The organism is Thiomicrorhabdus sp. Kp2 (genome assembly GCF_000478585.1).
GTDB lineage: Bacteria > Pseudomonadota > Gammaproteobacteria > Thiomicrospirales > Thiomicrospiraceae > Thiomicrorhabdus.
Genome location: NZ_ARWI01000001.1, coordinates 2212323 through 2233545 on the forward strand (window position 1 = coordinate 2212323; position 21223 = coordinate 2233545).

At 40.4% G+C, this 21223-nt stretch carries 14 protein-coding genes; 5 read left to right on the plus strand and 9 right to left on the minus strand.

What is annotated here, in order from left to right; genetic code table 11:
- Positions 1-30: 30 nt before the first annotated feature.
- The 5 genes from prmA to A379_RS10015 form a co-directional block, all read right to left on the minus strand.
- Complete coding sequence (gene prmA, locus A379_RS09995; RefSeq protein ID WP_040727856.1) at positions 31-909, minus strand: 50S ribosomal protein L11 methyltransferase; 879 nt, start codon at positions 907-909, stop codon at positions 31-33.
- A gap of 201 nt (positions 910-1110) precedes the next feature.
- Complete coding sequence (gene accC / locus A379_RS10000; protein WP_040727858.1) at positions 1111-2460, minus strand: acetyl-CoA carboxylase biotin carboxylase subunit; 1350 nt, start codon at positions 2458-2460, stop codon at positions 1111-1113.
- A gap of 11 nt (positions 2461-2471) precedes the next feature.
- The gene (gene accB / locus A379_RS10005; RefSeq protein ID WP_040727860.1) at positions 2472-2933 is read right to left on the minus strand and encodes an acetyl-CoA carboxylase biotin carboxyl carrier protein; all 462 of its coding nucleotides are present in this window, start codon (positions 2931-2933) and stop codon (positions 2472-2474) included.
- A gap of 120 nt (positions 2934-3053) precedes the next feature.
- Positions 3054-3494 carry a type II 3-dehydroquinate dehydratase gene (aroQ, locus tag A379_RS10010; protein ID WP_040727861.1) on the minus strand — a complete coding sequence of 147 codons (441 nt, stop codon included), beginning with the start codon at positions 3492-3494 and terminating at the stop codon, positions 3054-3056.
- A 222-nt stretch (positions 3495-3716) separates the two neighbouring features.
- Positions 3717-5990 carry a protein-disulfide reductase DsbD gene (locus A379_RS10015; protein ID WP_106381698.1) on the minus strand — a complete coding sequence of 758 codons (2274 nt, stop codon included), beginning with the start codon at positions 5988-5990 and terminating at the stop codon, positions 3717-3719.
- 417 nt (positions 5991-6407) lie between these two features.
- Here A379_RS10015 and A379_RS10020 point away from each other — a divergent pair, with 417 nt between their 5' ends.
- Positions 6408-6884, plus strand: coding sequence for an FxsA family protein (locus A379_RS10020; protein WP_040727862.1), 477 nt, complete (start codon positions 6408-6410; stop codon positions 6882-6884).
- An 869-nt stretch (positions 6885-7753) separates the two neighbouring features.
- On the opposite strand, the gene A379_RS10025 is transcribed toward A379_RS10020, so the two are convergent.
- The 4 genes from A379_RS10025 to A379_RS10040 form a co-directional block, all read right to left on the minus strand.
- Positions 7754-8602: an NAD-dependent epimerase/dehydratase family protein gene (locus A379_RS10025; RefSeq protein ID WP_040727864.1), complete on the minus strand. Its 849-nt coding sequence runs from the start codon at positions 8600-8602 to the stop codon at positions 7754-7756.
- 532 nt (positions 8603-9134) lie between these two features.
- Positions 9135-10436: an OmpP1/FadL family transporter gene (locus tag A379_RS10030; RefSeq protein WP_040727865.1), complete on the minus strand. Its 1302-nt coding sequence runs from the start codon at positions 10434-10436 to the stop codon at positions 9135-9137.
- Between the two features lie 1772 nt (positions 10437-12208).
- A complete protein-coding gene (locus A379_RS10035; RefSeq protein ID WP_040727866.1) occupies positions 12209-12778 on the minus strand; it encodes a DUF302 domain-containing protein in 570 nt (189 codons plus the stop codon).
- A 150-nt stretch (positions 12779-12928) separates the two neighbouring features.
- The gene (locus A379_RS10040; protein WP_040727867.1) at positions 12929-14080 is read right to left on the minus strand and encodes a 4-phosphoerythronate dehydrogenase; all 1152 of its coding nucleotides are present in this window, start codon (positions 14078-14080) and stop codon (positions 12929-12931) included.
- 154 nt (positions 14081-14234) lie between these two features.
- Between A379_RS10040 and A379_RS10045 the strand changes: the two genes are divergently transcribed.
- The 4 genes from A379_RS10045 to A379_RS10060 all read left to right on the plus strand — a co-directional run bounded on the left by A379_RS10045 (position 14235) and on the right by A379_RS10060 (position 21031).
- Entirely contained in the window at positions 14235-14870 is a 636-nt protein-coding gene (locus A379_RS10045; protein WP_040727869.1) for an alpha/beta hydrolase, read from the plus strand.
- A gap of 270 nt (positions 14871-15140) precedes the next feature.
- The gene (locus A379_RS10050; protein WP_040727870.1) at positions 15141-16544 is read left to right on the plus strand and encodes a TolC family protein; all 1404 of its coding nucleotides are present in this window, start codon (positions 15141-15143) and stop codon (positions 16542-16544) included.
- Positions 16545-16589: 45 nt separating this feature from the next.
- Positions 16590-17693 (plus strand): efflux RND transporter periplasmic adaptor subunit, encoded by a 1104-nt coding sequence (locus A379_RS10055; RefSeq protein WP_040727871.1) that lies wholly within the window; start codon positions 16590-16592, stop codon positions 17691-17693.
- A gap of 2 nt (positions 17694-17695) precedes the next feature.
- On the plus strand, positions 17696-21031 hold the full coding sequence (locus tag A379_RS10060) for an efflux RND transporter permease subunit (protein ID WP_040727873.1): 3336 nt from the start codon (positions 17696-17698) through the stop codon (positions 21029-21031).
- Positions 21032-21223: the final 192 nt, after the last annotated feature.

The window sequence follows — 21223 nt, forward strand, 5'->3', positions numbered from 1 at the left end:
CCAGGCCTGGTAACTTTTAAATTTAGTCAATTAAACCTGTTTTTTTCCAGACAAAAGACCCCATTCTTCTTTTGTTTCAAAAGTGTCTAGGGTGATTCCAATTGATTGATAGTGTTGGATTAATTCATCAGCTTGGGTCGCTAAAAGTCCAGACAAAGTTAAGGTTCCACCTGGTTTTAATAGGCGGTCAAACTCTGAAGAGAGTTCTTTTAATGGTCCAGCCAAAATATTAGCCACAATCACATCCGCAGGTTCGGCATTAAAATCTTTTACCAAAGCAAAAGGGATAGTTTCGTTATTACGTTTGGCATTTTCAATGCTGGCGGTAATCGCTTGTGGGTCAATATCGGTTCCTGAAACGGTTTTTGCCCCAAGTTTTTGGGCGGCTAAAGCTAAAATACCTGAACCACAACCATAATCTATCACGCTTAAATCTTTTGGAGCGTTGTGGTCTAACCAGGTCAAACATAAAGAAGTAGTAGGGTGAGTTCCCGTACCAAAGGCCATGCCAGGGTCTAAATAGAGGTTAACGGCGTCGGGTTGTGGAGCTTCTGTCCAGCTAGGCACTATCCAAAGGTTTTTACCAAACAGCATTGGTTTGAATTGATCCATCCAAGCTCTAATCCAATCCTTATCTTCAAGTTGCTCAACTTTAAATTGAGTCGTTTTCAGTTCAGGAACCATTTGCACCAGCATCTCAATAATGGCTTTGCTATCGACATCGGCATCAAATAAACCAATGACTTTGGTATTGCCCCAAATGGGGGTCGTGCCGATTTCGGGTTCATAAATGGGTTGGTCTTTGGCGTCTTCAAAGGTAACTGAAGCGGCGTTGGCTTCCATAAAAGCGTCTGATAAAGGTTCAGCAATTGCTTCTTGCACAACGGTATTAATTTGAATCCAAGCCATAAAAAATCCTAAAGTTTGGTTTTTTGAAAATAAAAAAGTAAAAACCACGAAGACACGAAGGCACGAAGTTAAAAGATAGAACCTTTTAATATTAATAACAAAAATTATGAGTTTACCAGGCCTGGTAAAAACGTATATTTGCAATTAATTTTCTTCGTGCCTTCGTGTCTTCGTGGTTAATGATTAACGTAGGCGTATTAATTAAACTAAATGTTCTAAACGCTCTTCTAAATAGTGAATGTTACGGCCACCATCTTGGAAGCCACCATCATTCATAATTTCACGTTGCAGGTGAATATTGGTTTCAATGCCTTTGATTACCATTTCGCTCAATGCACTGTCCATACGGGCAATTGCGGTGTCACGACAACTACCAAAACAGATTAGCTTACCAATCATTGAATCGTAGTGTGGCGGAATAGAATATCCAGTATAAATATGAGAATCCCAACGAACCCCTAAACCACCTGGTAAGTGTAATCTTTCAATTTTACCTGGTGATGGCATAAAGTTTTTAGAAGGGTTCTCAGCATTCACACGGCACTCAATTGCGTGGCCTGTTATTTTGATATCTTCTTGCTTAAGCGTTAAAGGCATACCAGCAGCCACTTCAATTTGTGCCTTAACTAAGTCGATACCCGTAACCATCTCGGTAACGCAATGCTCAACCTGTAAACGGGTGTTCATTTCAATGAAATAGAATTCACCGTTTTCATACAAGAATTCAAATGTTCCTGCACCACGGTAATTGATTTCGATACATGCTTTAACGCAAGCAGCACCAATTCTTGCACGTTGCTCTTCAGTTACACCAGGAGCTGGGGCTTCTTCAACTACTTTTTGGTGACGACGTTGCATAGAGCAATCACGTTCACCTAAATGAACCGCATTACCTTGACCATCGGCTAAAACCTGAATTTCAACATGACGTGGATTCTCTAGAAATTTTTCCATGTAAACTTCTGGGTTACCAAAGAAACTGCCAGCTTCAGATTTGGTTAGCTGAATAGATTTAAGTAGGCTCGCTTCCGTATGCACCACACGCATACCACGACCACCACCACCGCCAGAAGCTTTGATGATAATCGGGTAACCAATCTGTTTGGCAATACGGTGGTTTTCTGCATCGTCATCGCCTAAAGGTCCACCAGAGCCAGGTACGGTTGGAACACCTGCCGCTTTCATGGCACGGATGGCCGAAACCTTATCACCCATAATGCGAATCGTTTCCGCTTTAGGGCCAATAAAGGCAAAACCACTCTCTTCAACACGTTCTGCAAAGTCAGCATTCTCAGAAAGGAAACCATAACCTGGGTGTATTGCACTGGCATCCGTCACTTCAGCCGCAGAGATAATCGCCGCCATATTAAGGTAACTATTGGTTGATGCTGGCGGTCCAATACAAACCGACTCGTCAGCCAATAAAACATGTTTTAAATCGGCGTCAGCGGTAGAGTGCACCGCCACAGTTTTAATGCCTAATTCTTTACACGCTCTTAAAACACGAAGGGCAATCTCTCCACGGTTAGCAATTAGAATTTTATCGATCATATTGCTATTCCTTATTCGATTACGAATAGAGTTTGACCAAATTCAACTGGCTCGCCATTTACGGCTACAATCTGTTTGACTGTTCCAGACTTATCCGATTCGATAGGGTTCATGATTTTCATCGCTTCAATAATGCAAAGTGTATCGCCTTCAGAAACCTTGTCTCCAACCTTAACAAAAGCACCTGCATCTGGTGATGGTGATGAGTAGAAAGTTCCTACCATAGGTGAAGTGACCTTATGGCCATTAACTTCAGTTGATACTGGCGCTTCTGCAGCGGCAGGTGCAACGGCTGCGGCTGCTGGAGCAGGAGCCGCTGCTACAGGTGCTGCCATGGCGGCTGGCGCTTGAACAACAACTTGTTCTTTACTGCGTGAGATACGGATGTTGTGTTCACCTTCTTTGATCTCAATTTCTGCAATATCTGACTGTTCTACAATTTCAATTAGTTTACGAATTGAACGAATATCCATTATGTATCCTCTGGTCTTATTATTTTTAGCTTGCTCAACAAGCTATTTGGTTTAAATTTGGTTTGATTTTTTATATTAAAAAATTAATTTTTGAACTTTAAGGTCTTTTTAGCTCTTAATTTAGTCTTCTAACTTGTCCATGATCGCTTCAAAAGCAAGCTGATAACCTTTTGTTCCCAGGCCTGCTATTACGCCTTCTGCAAGGTCAGAAAAATAGGAGTGGCTTCTAAATGGCTCACGCTTATGTATGTTAGACAAGTGAACTTCAATAAAAGGCACATTAATTGTGGCTAAAGCATCACGAATGGCTACGCTGGTATGGGTAAAGGCCGCAGGGTTAATGATGATATAGCTGGTGCCATCGTCCATGGCTTGATGAATGCGCTCTACAATTTCATGTTCGGCATTACTCTGAAAATCAAAAAGACGCACATTGTAGTCGTCAGCAAGTTCAACAAGGCATTCAATAATGTCTTCAAGGGTTTCGCTTCCGTAAATTTCAGGTTCACGTCGACCCAGCATATTGAGGTTTGGACCATTAATCAGAAGAATTGTTGCCATAACTTGCCTTTTAGCTCAGTTTACAAGTAAATTTAATGCCTGGATTATAACGTAAGTGCTTTGATTTCTCTATGTAAATAACAATAAAACTAAAAGGTTTTTACGTGAAATGATGCGTTCTGTATTGAAAAAGCTAGAAACTATATAAAAGTGAAGATTTGTTATGAGTGGGGAAGTCGCAGTTGCCTCAGAGCGAGGTAACTGCAACTATTGGATTGGACGTTATTGATAAGCTTTATTGATATTGTTAATAAAAGCGTCTGCTTTTTTAAAGCCAACCACTCGTTGGGCTTTTTGTTCAACGCCATCGGCAGTGAAGAACAAGATGGCTGGAGGGCCAATAATGCCAAACTGTTTCATAAGTGTTTTATCAATATCATCGTTTGCGGTCACGTCAGCTTGCAATAAAGTTACCCCTTTTAATGCACTATGCACGCCCGAATCAGTAAAGGTTAACGCTTCCATCTCTTTACAGCTTACACACCAGTCCGCATAAAAATCGAGCATAACAGGTTGGCCTTTTGCCAGTTCTGCTTGTAAGTCGGCAGAGGACTTAATGGTTTTAAAGGTTAAATGTTCTGATTGAGCTTGGGTATGAGAGCCACCGCCTTGGAATACTTTTAACGGTTGAAACATCTGTGTACTTCCGCCGAGTAAACCAATAAGTATCATGGTGCCGTATAAGAATAGAGCTAAACCTAAGCCTTTGGTTAGTTTTAACCAGCCAGACTTTTCAGCGGTACTTTCAAATGCGCCTAAATAAACGGCCGACATAATGAATAGAATTGCCCAGCTCAGCATCGCAACTTCAGCTGGCACAATACGTTCCACCATCCAGATAGCCACACCAATCAGCATAACACCAAATACGGCTTTTACATTATCCATCCATGCGCCAGCTCTTGGCAGTAGTTTACCAGCAGAAGTACCAAGCAGTAGGAGCGGTAATCCCATACCCATACTCATGGCAAATAGAGCGGTTCCGCCTAAAAGTGCATCGCCAGTTTGGCCAATATAAATGAGTGCGCCTGCCAATGGTGGCGCAACGCAAGGGCCAACAATTAAGGCCGATAAAAAGCCCATTACGGCGACACCCGTTAAGGTTCCACCTTGTTGTTTATTAGAGATATTGGTTAATTTAGTCTGTAGAGAGTTTGGCAGTTGTAATTCATAAAAACCAAACATAGATAAGGCTAATAAAAGGAAAATAGCAGCGAAACTACCAATTATCCAAGGGTTTTGGAAAGCGGCTTGCAAGTTCTCGCCAAACATTCCTGCTAATACACCAGCAACGGTATAGGTCACTGACATAGCCAGTACGTAAACCAATGACATAACAAACGCACGTCTTGTGGTTAATTGATCGCCTTGACCAACAATAATGCTCGATAAAATGGGAATCATTGGGAATACGCAAGGTGTAAACGCCAGCAATAAACCAAAAATGAAGAAGGTGGCAATCACTATCCAAACACTACTGTTTTTAAGTGTATCTGCAATTTGATCACTTTCTGAAAGTGCTTCGGCATTAACAGAAGCCGTTGCGGTTTGGGTTGATGTGGTTACAGTTGCATTGGTGTTGATGTTTGAGGCATCAATTGTAATTTGCTTCTTTACTGGGGGGTAACAAACACCCGAAGCGGCAGAACAGCCTTGGTATTCAACTTGAATGGTTGCGTTATTGTTGATTGCATTTACTGGAAGTTCAGCAGAAAAAGAACCATGATAAACCATGGTTTTACCAAATAATTCATCATCAATCAGTTCTGCTTTAGGTAAATTAAGTTGCCCTAAAGTGGCATCCCCGTTTAAAACAGAGACTTTGATTTTGTCTTGATATAGGTGATAGTCGTGAGCAATCGTCCAGTTCAGCTCCACTCGACCATTTGCATTTATTTTGTGTGTGAAAGCAAAAGCGTCATCGGCGTCCAGTAACTCTGCTTGGCCGCTGTCTTCTTGTAAATAGTTGTTTAATGCAGAGAGTGAACCAAGGTTAGAATCCGTTGCAGCGGTTTTTTGAATAGGTAAATCGACCGTAAAGGTTCTGGTCTGTGGTGGGTAACAAACCCCTAATTTATCCGCACAACCTTGATATTTAACGGTTAACTCAGTTTGCGTTGCATCGCCCGTGTATGGAATTGTCATAACGGCAGTGTGTTGAAAGACCTCACTCTTACCAAAAAGCGCATCATCTACCGTTTTAGATTTTGAGTACTGCGGAGCATCTAATGTGATATTAGTAGCATTAACAGACAGTTTGTCTTTATATAGTTTGTAGTCCTCTGCAATATCCCACTTTACTTCAATCGTTTGGTTATTGACGGTTGGCTGGTTTAAAACAAAAGCTTGATCCACTTCAAGTAATTCATCACTAGCGTGAGCGTTTAGAGAGGCAAATAAACCTAAGCTAACCATTAAGCTGGTAAACAGCGCTAATAAGCTACTCTTTAAAAAATAGAGCTTTGTCTTGTTTGGTCTGGAACAAATTGAATTCATAAGTTTTCTCATTAGTTAACGCTTGAAAAACAAAAAGATAATCGCTATAAAAGGTTTATCGCCTTGTTAAAACGACTAGGTATTGCGTGTAAACACGCATCATTCTAAGTTGACTCAATTATAATCGTTTATTACTTTTAATAAAGTCAGCTTGGGGGTAAAAATCAAAGATTAACTATTTACTCAATACTTTCTGTTAAAGTTTGCGTTAAGTTGATTCCTTTGCACGAATCGAGGAACAGATAAAAACGTGTCTATAACCTATTCATCTTTAGGCCAAAAAAATCCGCCCAATAGCCTGCTGTTATGCGTGTTTTTAACCCAAATCTGAAGAGTTCTATCTCGTTTTTCTCAAGCCCCTGACTCGTACAAAGGCATTAATTTAGTTTTACCCAATTTAAATATAGAGACCTGTAAATGCGAATTTTATTTCTCCTTCTGTTTGTTGTGCCATTAATTGAGTTGTATTTTTTGATTCAACTGGGTAATGTAATTGGCGCTTTACCTACCGTGTTATTAACGATTTTTACTGCAATATTGGGTATAGCATTGATGAGAAGCCAAGGACTGGCGACCCTACAAAATGCCCAAATTGAAATGGCCACAGGCAAATCACCACAAAGCAGTATGTTGGAAGGGGTGTTTATCTTTTTAGGTGGTGTATTTTTGTTTTTTCCAGGTTTAATTTCGGATTCTATCGGTTTATTGTTTCTAGTGCCTTTTGTACGTCGTTTTTTAATAAATCAAAGTATGAGAGGGATGCAAACTCAAGGGCGTTTTCGATACCAAAAAGGGGATTCTGTCTATGAAGGCGAATGGGCTGAAAAGCAACAACAACCCCCAAAATCGTTAGAACATGATGTGTTGGAAGGCGAGTTTAAAGATAAAAAATAATAAGTTACCAGAGTTACACGCTATCCTCTGGCTTGACTATGGAATTCTCTACGACAAAATAAGATTATCGGGTCAAACCCGATAATGATAAAAACAACCACACCCCGCAAGGGTGTATAAAGGCCAGGTAAATCCCAAACCCCACGTCATTACGAGCAAAGCGAAGTAATCCAGGGTTGTCGTCTAAACACCGTACTTTGCCCAAAACGATGGATTATTCGTTACATTCACTCTTTAAGAGTCGTCTTAACAGGCAGCTTGTGCCAAGTTACGTCGCTCCTTGCAATGACAAATCTTTCTTCCCGTCATTACGAGCAAAGCGAAGTAATCTAGGGTTGTCGTCTAAATGCATTACTTTACCCAAAACGATGGATTATTCGTTACACTCACCCTTTAAGAGTCGTCTTAACAGGCAGCTTGTGCCACGTTACGTCGCTCCTTGCAATGACAAGTCTTTCTTCCCGTCATTACGAGCAAAGCGAAGTAATCCAGGGTTAACGTCTAAATGCATTACTTTACCCAAAACGATGGATTATTCGTTACACTCACCCTTTAAGGGTCGTCTTGACCAGGGTTCTTATACGGTAAAAGAGATTATCCAATCAAACTTGGATTAAGACGGAGGTGGAGAGGGTTATGACGTTATTGATAGGTTTTAGATGAGCTATGTTTCTAATAACGGCATTAAAACGTAGGCTATGGATTGCTTCGCTTTGTTCTCGTCTCTTCAGCCGAGTTCTTCGTTTCGCAATGACCAATCGTTTTAATGGTTATTTAAGAATATAACTTTTGGATTACCAGGCCTGCTTACTTTAAAAAACTTTGAGACTTCGTGGTGAATCTTGTTAAATTAATGCGCCAAACGATTTTTAATCTAGCGTATCCAAAAGTGCAAGATAACCTGTTTGATAGTTAGGATAAATAAACTCATACCCTAAATTCACAATTCGGGCATTTGAAAGACGTTTATTACTACGCATTTGACGAGACGACTCTTTGGGTTCGATATGCTCCACATCAGGAACACATAACTGCTCTGCAAGCCAGTCATACACCTCGCATGAAAGGGTGGGTTCATTATCCACCCCAATGTAAATAGACTCCAAAGTATTCGGTTTTTCAATATCTTTATTTAATAAAAATGCCAACATAGCCGCACAATCCGCCGAATGAATGCGGTTACTCCATACATCATCCATGCAGTGGGCTTTACCCGCTAAAACCAAATCAATTAAATGCGTTCTGCCTGGGCCATAAATACCACCAAAACGAATGACCGTAGCAGGGATTTTACTGTTTAATGCCAACTCTTCACCTTCTAATAGTCGCTTGGTAGAAAAGTTTAAATCCGAAGTAGGGCTGTTCTCATTCACCTTTTCACCATCGGATTGACCAAATACTGAAGAGCTAGAGATAAAAAACAAACGTTTAATATTGTGGTTTTTTAATGCATTAATGGTGTTTTTTAAGCCATGAACATAGGCCTGATAATAGGCCGAATCCTTATATTTACCCGCCGAGGCAATATAGAACACATAATCGATCTCTTTAGGAAGTTCAGGAAGAGATGAAGAAAAATCCGCTTGAATAGGGGTGATGCTTTCAGGAAGCGCCTCAATGTTGCGGCGTAAGCCAAAAACATTATGGTCTTGCTGGTTCAAAATCAAACCTAACTGACACCCAATATCACCACATCCAACAATCAAAATATTCGCCATAAAATCACTTCCAAATTAGTAAGGTCACTTTTTGCAATGGTATGCATAAAAGCCCCAAAATACAATACGGAAAGATGAAATATTTATCTCTTAATGAAAAAGCAACCAGGCCTGGTAATAACGGTCATTGGCTCGCCTAAATTTTGAGCGAAGGAAAACTATTTTTAAAAAAGAGGTAACCACGAAGGCACGAAGACACGAAGTTGAAAGGGTTAGTTAAAAATTAAATGTACTCTGATTTTAATAAAGTAATAAAGGGCTCTGACCCCTTAATCAAATGAAAAAGCAACCAGGCCTGGTAATAACGGTCATTGGCTCGCCTAATTTTGAGCGAAGGAAAACTATTTTTAAAAAAGAGGTAACCACGAAGGCACGAAGACACGAAGTTGAAAGGGTTAGTTAAAAATTAAATGTACTCTGATTTTAATAAAGTAATAAAGGGCTCTGACCCCTTAATCGCTTTAGGAAATAAAAAAGCCACGTTAGATAAACTAACGTGGCTTTGAGTGTTAACTAATGATTCTATTAAGAATTAGAAGTTATAGCGAACAGATACAGTATAAGCAGTTTGAGAGTGCTTAGTTGTATTGTCAGATGGTGCATATGTAGGTGAACCAGCTTGGATAGATGCAAATGCACTTGTTACAGAAGTCATATCAACTGTAGTTTTAACTTCAGGAACAATGACGACAGCAGCGTCAATTGCAACATTCTTAGTTAGGTTGTAACCTCCACCAAATGAGAAGTGCTGTTCTGTTGTTGCTGGGAAGAACACGTTATTGAACATGTTTTTAACGCCACCAGCATAAGACGTCATAGCAGCTTGTTCTTTGATTGGGTTATCGGCTTTATTATAACCAGCACCTAACCAGAAGCCATTTCCTTGGTATTTAGCACCAATAGAGAAAACATTTTGGTCTTCCCAACCGAAATCTTTATACCCTTTAGCATCACCCCATTTAATTTGTTTGAAGTCACCAGTTAAAGTGATGTTGTTCATTTTGTATGCAATACCAGCTTTTAGTTCAGCAGGCTGTTCCAAGTGGTCGCCAAACGGTTCTGTAAAATCAGTTGCTGGGTTAACAAATGAAGTAGATGCAGTTGATAGTTGCCCATCATATTTCATGTCAATTGCAGAAGTATAGCTAGCTGCGATTGTCAAGTCTTCACTAACATCGAAGTAACCACCAATGCTATAACCCATTCCTAGGTCAGAAGCCATTCCTTTGCCTACACTTTTTGAGTTACCCGTAAATGCTCCACCAGCACTGATTTCTGGCATAGTGTAGTTGATGTCTAATGCACCGTATTGAATAACTGGTGAGAAACCGATACCAAAGTTAGCTTCATTGTATGCAAGGGTAGGAACGAATCGCATGATTTGTAAGTTTGACTGAGCTTCGAACTGGTCAAATTTACCAGTTGCCATATCAAAAGCATTATTTGAATAGTCAACACCCATACCTGAAGTACCGTACATACCAATACCAAATGTTAATGAATCACTGATTCGGCTAGTTAAAGACACAGAAGGGATTACAAAAGTATCAGCAGAGCTTTTTTCAAAACTTTGACCATTTGCGTCTAAGATACCATCATTGCTTACATCTGGCTTAAATAAAGTCCCGCCAAATGAAAATTCGGTGCCAGTTGATTTACCAATCATACCAGGGTTTACAACTACGTTTTCTGCACCGTAGTATGCTGCAACACCTGTTCCACCCATAGCAGAAGATTGTGCGCCAACACCCGTCATATTTGTTCCGTTAGTTGCCATCGCAGATGATGCGAAAACAGCTGTTGAAATTGCTAGAGCTAATTTAGTCTTTTTCATTGTTTGTTTATTCTCTTTGTTTTTAGTTTTATTTAAACAGGCGTTGGTTTTAGTTTGTCTTTACCAGGCCTGTTTTCTTGTCGATTGCTACTATGCAATATTTATTTTTAGTTGGGTAATTAAAAAAATTTAACAAGCCATTAGTTTCTATATCAGAAGTTGGTAATACTTTAATATATGGGCATATAAAATTTATTATGGTTTATAACTTGTTGATAAAACGGGATAATATTATTTTCTATACGCAAATTAACTATTCTTATTAATTAGTATTAGATTCTTCTAATATATGGTTTTTACTTATGTTGTAATTTTGCAACACTTTTGCTAGGTGTGATGATGGGTTTGTTTTTTGGGTTATCACTTTTGCGTTATTGATTTGGGATTTTTAGGGTGGATCATGAAGGCACGAAAGCAGGAAGGTCTTTTTAGGTTAACCACGCAGGCATGATGAAATAAAAGGTATTGTCATTACGAAACAAAACACTCGGCTGTAGAGCTGAGAAACAAATAATCATTCGGTCATTGCGAAACGAAGAACTCGGCTGCAGAGCCGAGAAACAAGTAATTGGTCATTGCGAGCAAAGCGAAGCAATCCATGGTTAACGTCTGACTACAGCACTTTGCCGAGAGCCATGGATTGCCACGGTCTTCGACCTCGCAATGACAAAAAAAACAAAATCGAGTCCACGGTCATTACGAACGAAGTGAAGTAATCCATGGATAACGTCTGACTACAGCACTTTGCCGAGAGCCATGGATTGCCACGTCGCCTTGCTCCTCGCAATGACAAACATCCGCCCGTCATTACAAGCGCAGAACGCCATTTATTCGCAACACAAGAGCTACACTTTAAATCCATATCCAAGCCCACGGTCATTACGAACGCAGTGAAGTAATCCATGGTTAACGTCTGACTACGGTGCTTTGCCGTGAGCCATGGATTGCCACGTCACCTTGCTCCTCGCAATGACAAACATCCGCCCGTCATTACAAGCGTAGAACGCCATTTATTAGCAACACAAGAGCTACACTTTAAATCCATATCCAAGCCCACGGTCATTACGAACGCAGTGAAGTAATCCATGGATAACGTCTGACTACGGTGCTTTACCGAGAGTCATGGATTGCCACGGTCTTCGACCTCGCAATGACAAACCTTTCGCCCGTCATTACGAAACGAAGAACTCGGCTGAAGAGACGAGAACAAAGCGAAGCAATCCATGGTCATCGTCTCAATACAGCACTTTACCGTGTGTCTTGGATTGCCACGTCGCCTTGCTCCTCGCAATGACAAACATCCGCCCGTCATTACAAGCGTAGAACGCCATTTATTAGCAAACACAAGAGCTACACTTTAAATCCATATCCAAGCCCACGGTCATTACGAACGCAGTGAAGTAATCCATGGTTAACGTCTGACTACAGCACTTTGCCGAGAGTCCTGGATTGCCACGGTCATTACGAACGCAGTGAAGTAATCCATGGTTAACGTCTGACTACAGCACTTTGCCGAGAGCCATGGAGTATTCGCCTTGCTCCTCGCAATGACATCAGTACCTTTTATTTCTTAGTGTCTTTGTGACTTCGTGGTTAATCTTTTTTAGCTGAGTTATTTGAATGTGCTTGTATTGGTGTAGCGAAACATAATCAAGCTTAACTGGATGTTTTGGGCATAAAAAAACCGCGAGTTACTTTTGGCAATTCGCGGTTTTGAATTTTAAGCCTGATTAATTTTTACCAGGCCTGGTAGTTCTGTAGGCTTTCTAAAATTAGAATGCGCCAGTTTTACCTTTTTGTAGCATTTCCCACATGGTGTTACGTACTTGCATTGTAGCTTCTAGCAATTCTGGAGGCATTTTTTTACCCATTTTGATTGCCATATCCATGTTCATTGTGTAGATGTGTAGGCCATCTTCTTCTTCAATGATGTTTACACGACAAGGAAGGAAACCACCCATTGCAGGAGAGAAGTCTACCATTTTACGAGCTGTTTCTGGGTTACAGAAAGACATTACGTGAATGATTTTAGAGTCAATACCACGAGCTTTTAGTTCTTCTGAAAGCGGTAGTTCACCTACGTTTTTGATGTTGCTGTTGATACCAACGTTATTGATTGCATCAATTACGTCTTCAAGGGCAACACCTTCGTCAACTTTTACTTCCCACATGGTTGCATCAGCGATATCGCCTTCTGCTTCAACCCATTTGTCCCAGATTTCCATGAATGTTCCGCCAGCACCGTCATTTAGGTTGCCGATTGCGTTCATAGTTCCACAACCTGAAAGAGTTGTTACTGCCGCAGCTAAAATACCTGCTTTAAATAAGTTTGCTAATTTCATTCTATTCTCCGTTCCATTTGGATGGTTTGAGCAAAATTGATTTCTGCTTCATTTTTTGGTCACGATGTAGATTACCGATTAATTTATTAAAAGCAAAACTAAAAAAATTGTTGGTTTGATAACATTATTTTATTAAGAGTTCCTAATACTCTAATATGATTGTTGGTTTTTTATCTTAAATCCTAGTGTTTCTAACAGGTTATTGGTTTTTTGGTTGTTGGTTTTGTAAACGGTATGTTGGTGCCATTCACGATAAATAGGGAAATTTCTTCTGTAATTTTCGTATTTGTTATGCACTTCTGCGATGTCTTTTGAGCGAATAGCTAGGTCGTCATGGGTAATATTGTGTGTTAATTGAAATAAATCATTAAGTGTAGCTTGTAGGCTTTTATGAATGGTTAAATCAATTGGTTGAGGTGCTGTGGGGAGCTCATTTTGCCAATCATTTTGCGGTTGCTCATTCCATTGTTTGCAGAGTGCTTGGTAAACCATGACGCTGCCTGCTATTTTGGCGTCTAATGAGTGGCCTGCTATATGTGGTGTGGCGATGAGTGCTGTTTGGTACAAAGATTCATTGATGTTTGGCTCGTTTTCCCAGCAGTCGATAATATTGCAAAGCGTGGGGGTTTTTACCCAGGCCTGTTCATTAATTATGCCACCGCGTGCGGCGTTAATAAGTATTTGATGGGGTTTAATCTGTTTTAGCTTTTCTGCGGATATCAGTTGGTGGGTGGCATATTGCCCCTGAAAAGTTAATGGGGTGTGTACCGTAATAATGTCTGCTTTTAGGCAGGTATCTAAATCAGTGAAGTCACTATTATTTGCCAGGCCTGGTTCTTTATCTATTCTGAGAGGGTCGTTTAATAAACATTTAATACCAAGAATTTGCGCTTTTTTATACACTCGACTGCCCACATTACCCACCCCGATAATGCCAAGGGTTTTTTGACTTAAATCGAAATGAAATTGCTCAGCGAGTTGATATAGGATAGTAATAATAAACTCGGCTACTGAGTTTGCATTGCAGCCTTGGGCAGAGTAAAAGGTGATATTGTTGGCTTTTAAGTAGTCTTGATCTATATGGTCTAAACCCACAACGGTGCTACCAACAAAACTAATGGTACTGTCTTTTAGCAGAGATTGATCCACTTGAGTTCTTGAGCGAACAATTAGGGCATCAGCCTCTTTAACGGTTTCGGCATTAATCGATTTTCCAGGAAGGGTAGTGACTTCACCAAGGTGAGAAAAAATCGATTGAGCATAAGGTACGGCATCATCAATAATGATTTTTTTGTTTTTCATACATTCACTTTTAAGAGTCGTTTAGTTGGGTCTATTTTGCCATGTATTAACAGTGTGCGGTTAGCCTTAGGTTAAGTTTTAATATAAACCTTAATAGTAAGCTGTCAGAATAGCCAAAAATATAAATTAAATAGCAAAAGAGATAGAGAGTAAATTGAGAAAGAAAGCAGAAACAAGATTAATTGAAGGTAGCGTTGGAAATATCGAGATAAGGGTGAAGCCCTCTACTGAAGTAGAGATGGCTAACTCAAAAAAACGCCTAGTTGTGATTAGTCATCCGCACTCATTGTATGGCGGTAGCATGGATAATAAAGTGGTGACGACTATGGAACGTGCCTTTTCACGTTTGGGTTATACCACCGTTGCCTATAATTTTCGTGGTGTTGGCCGTAGTCAAGGGGAGTACGACAATGGCTTAGGTGAGCAGCAAGATTTACAAGAAGTGCTGAATTGGGCAAGGGATCAGTTTGCGATTGAATATTCAGTTTTGGCGGGCTTCTCTTTTGGTAGTTATGTGGCATTAAAAGCGCAAGACGTTTGTAAAGTCGATGCGCTATGTACGGTGGCACCACCTGTTGGCTTGTATGATTTTTCAACCGTTGCTGAGATAGAGCTTCCCTGGGTGTTGATTCAAGGTGGTGAGGATGAGGTGGTTTCGGCAGAAGAAATTTTAGATTGGGCAATGAGTAGAGAGTTTAAACCTGATGTCTATTGGCGAAATCAAGCGAGTCATTTTTTTCATGGTGAGTTGATTTGGTTAAGAAAGGTTATTGAAGCGAGTTTCTCATGAGTTTCATTTTGATAAATCAAAAGATATATAAGGAATTGCTTATATGGTTAAAATCCTTATAATATCAGAAAATGCTTATATGTTAATAAGCTTGAGTTATGGCCAAATAGTCGATAAGGTTACGTTATTTAAGTAGTTATAGAATATTTGCGTAGTTTATGAGAGATTTTGATGGTTAAAAAGGATGTTTATTCATCCTTTTTTGCTTTCTGAATGATGGCGGCCTCAAGCAAAGTTGACAAACAAAAAGCTTATTGAGCTGGAGTTAAAATGGAACAAAAAAAAATGGTTAAACAGAAGATTACCGCATTAATGCTGGCACTTTCTTTTACTGCACCGATGTCTGTGTATGCACAAAAATACGATTTTAAAGCTTGTGTAAATACCGCTTTAAACCAAAACCCAGAGATGGAAGTGAGCGCCGCTAGAATTGAACAAGCGCAAGGGGCATTAACCAAGGCGGAATCAAGCCGTTTACCACAGATTACACTTTCGGTTACAGGGAGTAATTCTGATAATGCTTTAAATGTATTTGGTATGAAATTGCAACAACGTCAAGCGAGTTTGGGTGATTTTGGTTTCGATACAGCCACCACTAATGAGTTTATGTCTGGTAATTACGCTTATGAGCCCGATTCATTAAATAATCCAAAAGCGCATACCGATTTTAATACCCGTATTGAGATGCTGATTCCTGTTTGGAATGGTGGCAAAATCGGTAGTTATGAAGATCAAGCGCAAGCCATGATTGAAGCGGCAAAAAAAGGCGATTTAGCGGTCCAGCAGTTTTTAACCTTTAATGTTTATCAGGCTTATGAGGCGGTTCATGCGGCACGTTCGTTTATTACGGTGGCTAAACAAGCAAAAGAAACGGCGGATTCGTATGTAAAAACAACCCAAAACTTGGTTGAACAAGGAGTGGTGGTGCGTTCTGAATTTTTAAGTGCCAAGGTTAATCAGTCTGCAGCTGAGGTGGCGCTTTTAAAGGCTCAGGGGCATGAACAAATTGCGTTGGATACCTTGAAGATGTTAATGAGTGTAGATGCCGCCGCTGATATTGATGTGGCAAATCGCGTTGATTTGGAACTCCCTGTTTATAACGCAGAAGAGCTGTTAGCTATAGCGTTGAATAGTAACCATGAATTGGATGCGAAACGTAAAGAGGCCGCTTCAACGGCTTTTACGGTAGATGCGGCAAAAGCCGATTATTATCCAAGTTTTAATCTGATGTTAAGACAAGATTGGAATGATGAGTCTTTAGCCTTAAGTAATGGCTCCTATACGATTGCAGGAGTGGTTTCTTGGAAAATTACGGACTTTGGTGTAACGAGTAGCTCGGTTGATATGGCAAATGCTTCAGCGGCGCAGAAAAAAGCAGCCGTTAAGTCACAAGAAAATAAATTGCGTTTAGATGTGTTATCGACCTGGAGAAAGTTACAAATTGCAACCAAGCAGGTTGGTTCAAGTGTATTGGCGGTTCAACAAGCGAGTGAGGCGCAAAGCTTAATTATGAAACGCTATAAAAATGGTGTATCGACCATTACTGAAGTTTTAGCGGGTGAAACGCAACTTGATAAGGCGCGTGCGGATTTGGTGTCGGCACGTTATGACGTAAATGTATTAAAAGCCAAGTTGCTTTTACTGACTGGTCGTATGGATATTCAGCGTATATAACGCATAACTGAACATTAACAAATTGATAAAGAATTGAGGCTCAAAATGAAACAAATCTCTAAAGTCATTGGAATGTCACTTTTAGTGGCGAGCTTGGGGTTAACAGGGTGTGGTCAAGAAAATCAAAATGCCGAGCCAGTAACAGCGAGCGCAAAAACGGTTAAAGCGGATGTGTTTACCGTTACTTTAGGCTCTGTTCCGCTCACCGCGTTGGTACCTGGTGCGGTTGTGCCAGACCAAAAAGCACAAATTGCTTCACGTTTGATGGGGTACATCAAAAACTTAGATGTAACCGTGGGGCAAGAGGTAAAGCGTGGTGATTTATTATTCTCAATTGATTCGGGCGATATTAAAAGTCAAATCTCACAGGCTAACTCGGGTTATCAACAAGCATTAGCTGCTTTAACGGATGCTCGTTTGGATTTTAATCGTTTTACCAAATTGTATAAAGAAGATTCGGTCTCTAAGCAGCAGTACGACAAAATTCGTTTGCAGTTGAGTGTTGCACAAGAAAACTTAGCATCGGCTAAGTCTGGTTTAGATCAAGCTAAAGCACAGTTGAATTATGCCAATGTTAAAGCGCCATTTGATGGGGTTATTGTGCAAAAAATGGCAGTGGCAGGCTCTTTGGCCGCGCCAGGTAACCCTGTTGTGGTAATGGAAAACTTAAAGTCTTTAAGTGTACAAACGCAAGTGTCGGCTGATTTATATGCGGTGTTACGTAATGGCGATACTGCAGAAGTTTTAATTGATGGTATTGATAAGCCGTTTGTGGGAACTATCTATACTTTAGTGAGTGCGGCTGACCCTAAAAGTCGTACCCATACGGTTAAGTTGAGCTTGCCAGATGTAAATGATGTAAATAGCGGAACCTTTGCCCGTGTGAGCTTTAAGCGTGGTGAGCGTCAAACGATGATGCTGCCAACTACTGCTGTTGTAAATCGTGCTGGGATTGAAGGGGTTTTTGTTGTAGAAAATGGCCGTGCTTTCTTCCATATGGTTCGTACAGGAGCGGTAATTGGCGATATGGTTGAAGTTCAATCAGGTTTGGCATTAGGTGAGCAGGTGGTTGTGAATAACAATGAAGAGATGTTGAATGGCGACATTGTTGAATCAACAAAAGCTGTGAATGCGGCCGAAGGAGCTTAACGATGGCTGAGAATCCAGTACCAGAACAGGCTAAGCCAGAGGCCGAATTGAATATTGCAGGTAAACTTGCTAAGGCTTTTATTCATTCAAAAATTACCATGATGATGGTGATTGCAGTTACCCTTGCTGGGATTATGGCTTATTTGATTACCCCACGAGAATATAATCCGCAAATTGTGGTACCTGCGGCCAATATTATTGTGCCAAAAGCGGGAGCAACACCTGAAGAAGTCAACAATATGGTGGTTAAGCCATTAGAGACTATTTTGAGTGCTTTGCCAGGGGTTGATCACACCTTTGGTTATGCGTCTAATGATTTTGGTGTGGTCACCGTTCAGTTTGAGGTGGGTGAGAATCAGGTGGATAGTTTGGTTAAGGTTTATAACCAGATTATGCAAAATATGGATAAGATGCCGCCTGATACACAACAGCCATTAATCAAACCAATCAATGTGGACGATGTACCCATTATGACCTTGGCGGTAACGTCTAAAGAGTTATCTGGTTATGATTTGCGTGATATCTCTCTTAAATTGGTTGAAAACCTTCGCAACATTCCTGGGGTTTCATTTTCTGATGTGATTGGCGGTAAGCAGCGTGCGATTAATGTTTGGTTAGACGCACAAAAGATTGCATTAACTGGCCTCTCTTTAGAGCAAATAAGTGAAATGCTGCAAGGCAGTAACGTTTCTCTACCCGTTGGTTCAGTGGTGAATAATAACCGCGACCGCATGATTCGTGTAAATGGTTATTTAGGGAATGCTCAGCAGGTGGGCGAAATTGTTATTGGTGCGGATAATGGTCGTCCAATTTATTTAAAAGATATTGCTACGATCAATGATGGGCCTCAAGAGTCACAAAGCTATACTCGTTTAGGTTTTGGCCCAAGTTCAACGCTGAATGTTAATGGTGAGCAACAGGCGGTAACCATTACCTTAGCTAAAAAACCTGGAACCAATGCGGTAGATGTGGCGAATGCGGTGCTGAATCAATTGGCTGAGCTTAAAAAGTCTGTAATCCCCGCTAATGTTGATGTGGTTGTGACTCGTAATGATGGCGAGAAGGCCAATGCCGCGGTTAACTTACTGATGGAGCATTTGCTTATTGCCGTTGGTTCGGTAGTGATTATTTTGGTGCTGTTTTTGGGTTGGCGAGAAGCGGGGATTGTTACCTTGACTGTGCCATTAATTCTGTTTGTGGTGTTGTTTATTGGCATGATTGCTGAGCAAACCATTAACCGAATTACCTTGTTTGCACTCATTTTATCGTTGGGGCTTTTGGTGGATGCCGCCATTGTGGTCATAGAAAATATTCACAGGCATATACATGATGGATTTGATCCAGAGAATTTTGATGAAGTTTTAATCAAAGCCACCAATGAAATTGGTAACCCAACCAATGTAGCTACAATTGCGGTTATTTTGGCTTTTATTCCCATGCTGTTTGTAACAGGTATGATGGGGCCCTTTATGGCGCCGATTCCATTTAATGTGCCTGTGGCGATGATTGCTTCTCTAGTGGTGGCTTACATTCTTGTGCCTTATGCTGCTTATAGATTGCTTGGTAAAAAGGCAATTAAAGAGATGCAGACGCGTGAGAGTCTAGAAACTCACCATGTTCAAAAAGAAGATTGGATGCAGAAGATTTACGTTAAGGCCATCAATCCAATGATTGAAAGCCGTACTAAACGTAATGTGTTTTTATTTGTGGTTTTACTGTCGTTAATTGCAGCGATGATTCAGCCAGCACTGCAATTTATCCGTGATGATGGTATGAATAACCCTCTTCATCCTGCAGGTGTAGAAGTAAAAATGTTGCCTTATGACAATACCAGTACCTTTTTGGTTCAAGTTGATATGCCAGAAGGCACAGCACTTGAAGCAACCGACCGTGTGGTAAGTCATGTGGGTGAGCGTTTATCTAAAACTCAGTATGTGACAGACTATAGTGTGTATTTGGGGAATCATGCGCCTATTGATTTTGCCGCTTTGGTGCGTGGTGATTTAATTAAAGAGGGTGCTAACTTTGCTCAAATTAGAGTGAATCTAGTGAATAAACATCATCGTAATGTTTCATCGCATGAGATTGTTGAACAATTTAATCTAGATTTAAATTCGTTACGCAAAACATTTCCTACGGCAAATATTAAGCTTTATGAAACACCTCCTGGGCCACCTGTAACCACTCAAATTATGGCTGAATTATATGGCCCAGATTATGAGAAGTTGCGCGAAGCTTCTATTGAAGTTGGTAAGGCATTTAATCAGGTCTATGGTTTGATTAATATCGATGATTCGGTTACTGCAGATAACCTAAGTTACCAAATTAATATTGACCGTGAACAAGCCAATCTGTTGGGTGTTGCGCCTGCTCAGGTAGGTAAAATGTTACGTGACTATATTAATGGTTTTGAGCTTGGTTACATGCACCTTGATAATGTGCGTGAACCCGTCGATATTATTGTTCGTTTGCCACGTTCAGAAAGAACAGTGGCTGAACAGATGATGTCGTTACAAGTCCAGTCACGTTCTGGAGCATCCGTTCCATTGTCTGCGGTCGCTAAAATAGAAGAGGTGTTATACGCCAAACCTGTTTTAGGTCGTGATCAGCATCAGATGGTAATGATTGGTGGTGAACTACTTCAATCAAGCCCCGTTTATGCGGTATTGTCTCTTGATAAAATGTTGGATGGTGTTAGGTTGCCTGAATCTGGTGTAACTTTCCATACAGCCAACTTAGGGTTTGTTCAGGCTCAACCTGATGATGTGATGAACTACACCATTTTATGGGGTGGGGAGATGCGTTTAACTTTAGATGTATTCCGTGATATGGGAAGTGCATTTATTGTGGCATTGATCTTCATTTACCTCATTTTAGTTGGTTATTATAAGTCGTTTATGATGCCTGTGATTGTAATGGGAGCTATTCCATTAACCATGATTGGGGTATTCCCAGGTCACTGGTTAACCGATCAAGCATTTACCGCGACATCCATGATAGGGGTCATCGCTTTAGCAGGGATAGTGGTTCGAAACTCATTACTATTGATTGACTTTATTCTGGAATATCGAGCCGAAGGCAAGTCTCTTAAAGATTCTGTTATTGAAGCAGGTAAGGTGCGTTTCCGTCCAATTCTGTTAACCGCTTTAGCGATTATGTTCGGTTCTATGATTATGATTACTGATCCAGTATTTGGTGGGTTAGCAGTTTCATTAATCTTTGGTACGCTTTCATCAACCGTGTTAACGCTGTTGGTTATTCCATTGCTTTATTATATTTGGCAGTGGCATGGAGGCGTTAAACAGCAAGAAGCGTTGGAAAGAAAAGTGAATGCTTAACAGCGATAAACTAACGTATAGCTAAGCAATTCTTTACTGTTAAACGTAAAATTAAGGCCGGGTTACATCATGTTTCCTGGTTTTTTTTATGTTTGAACGATATTAAGAAGTTACCAGGCCTGGTAAGTTGAGATTATTTGTGTCAATTAAATGAATATTGTTTTCTTTTGAAGAGAACAATTAAACAGGTAT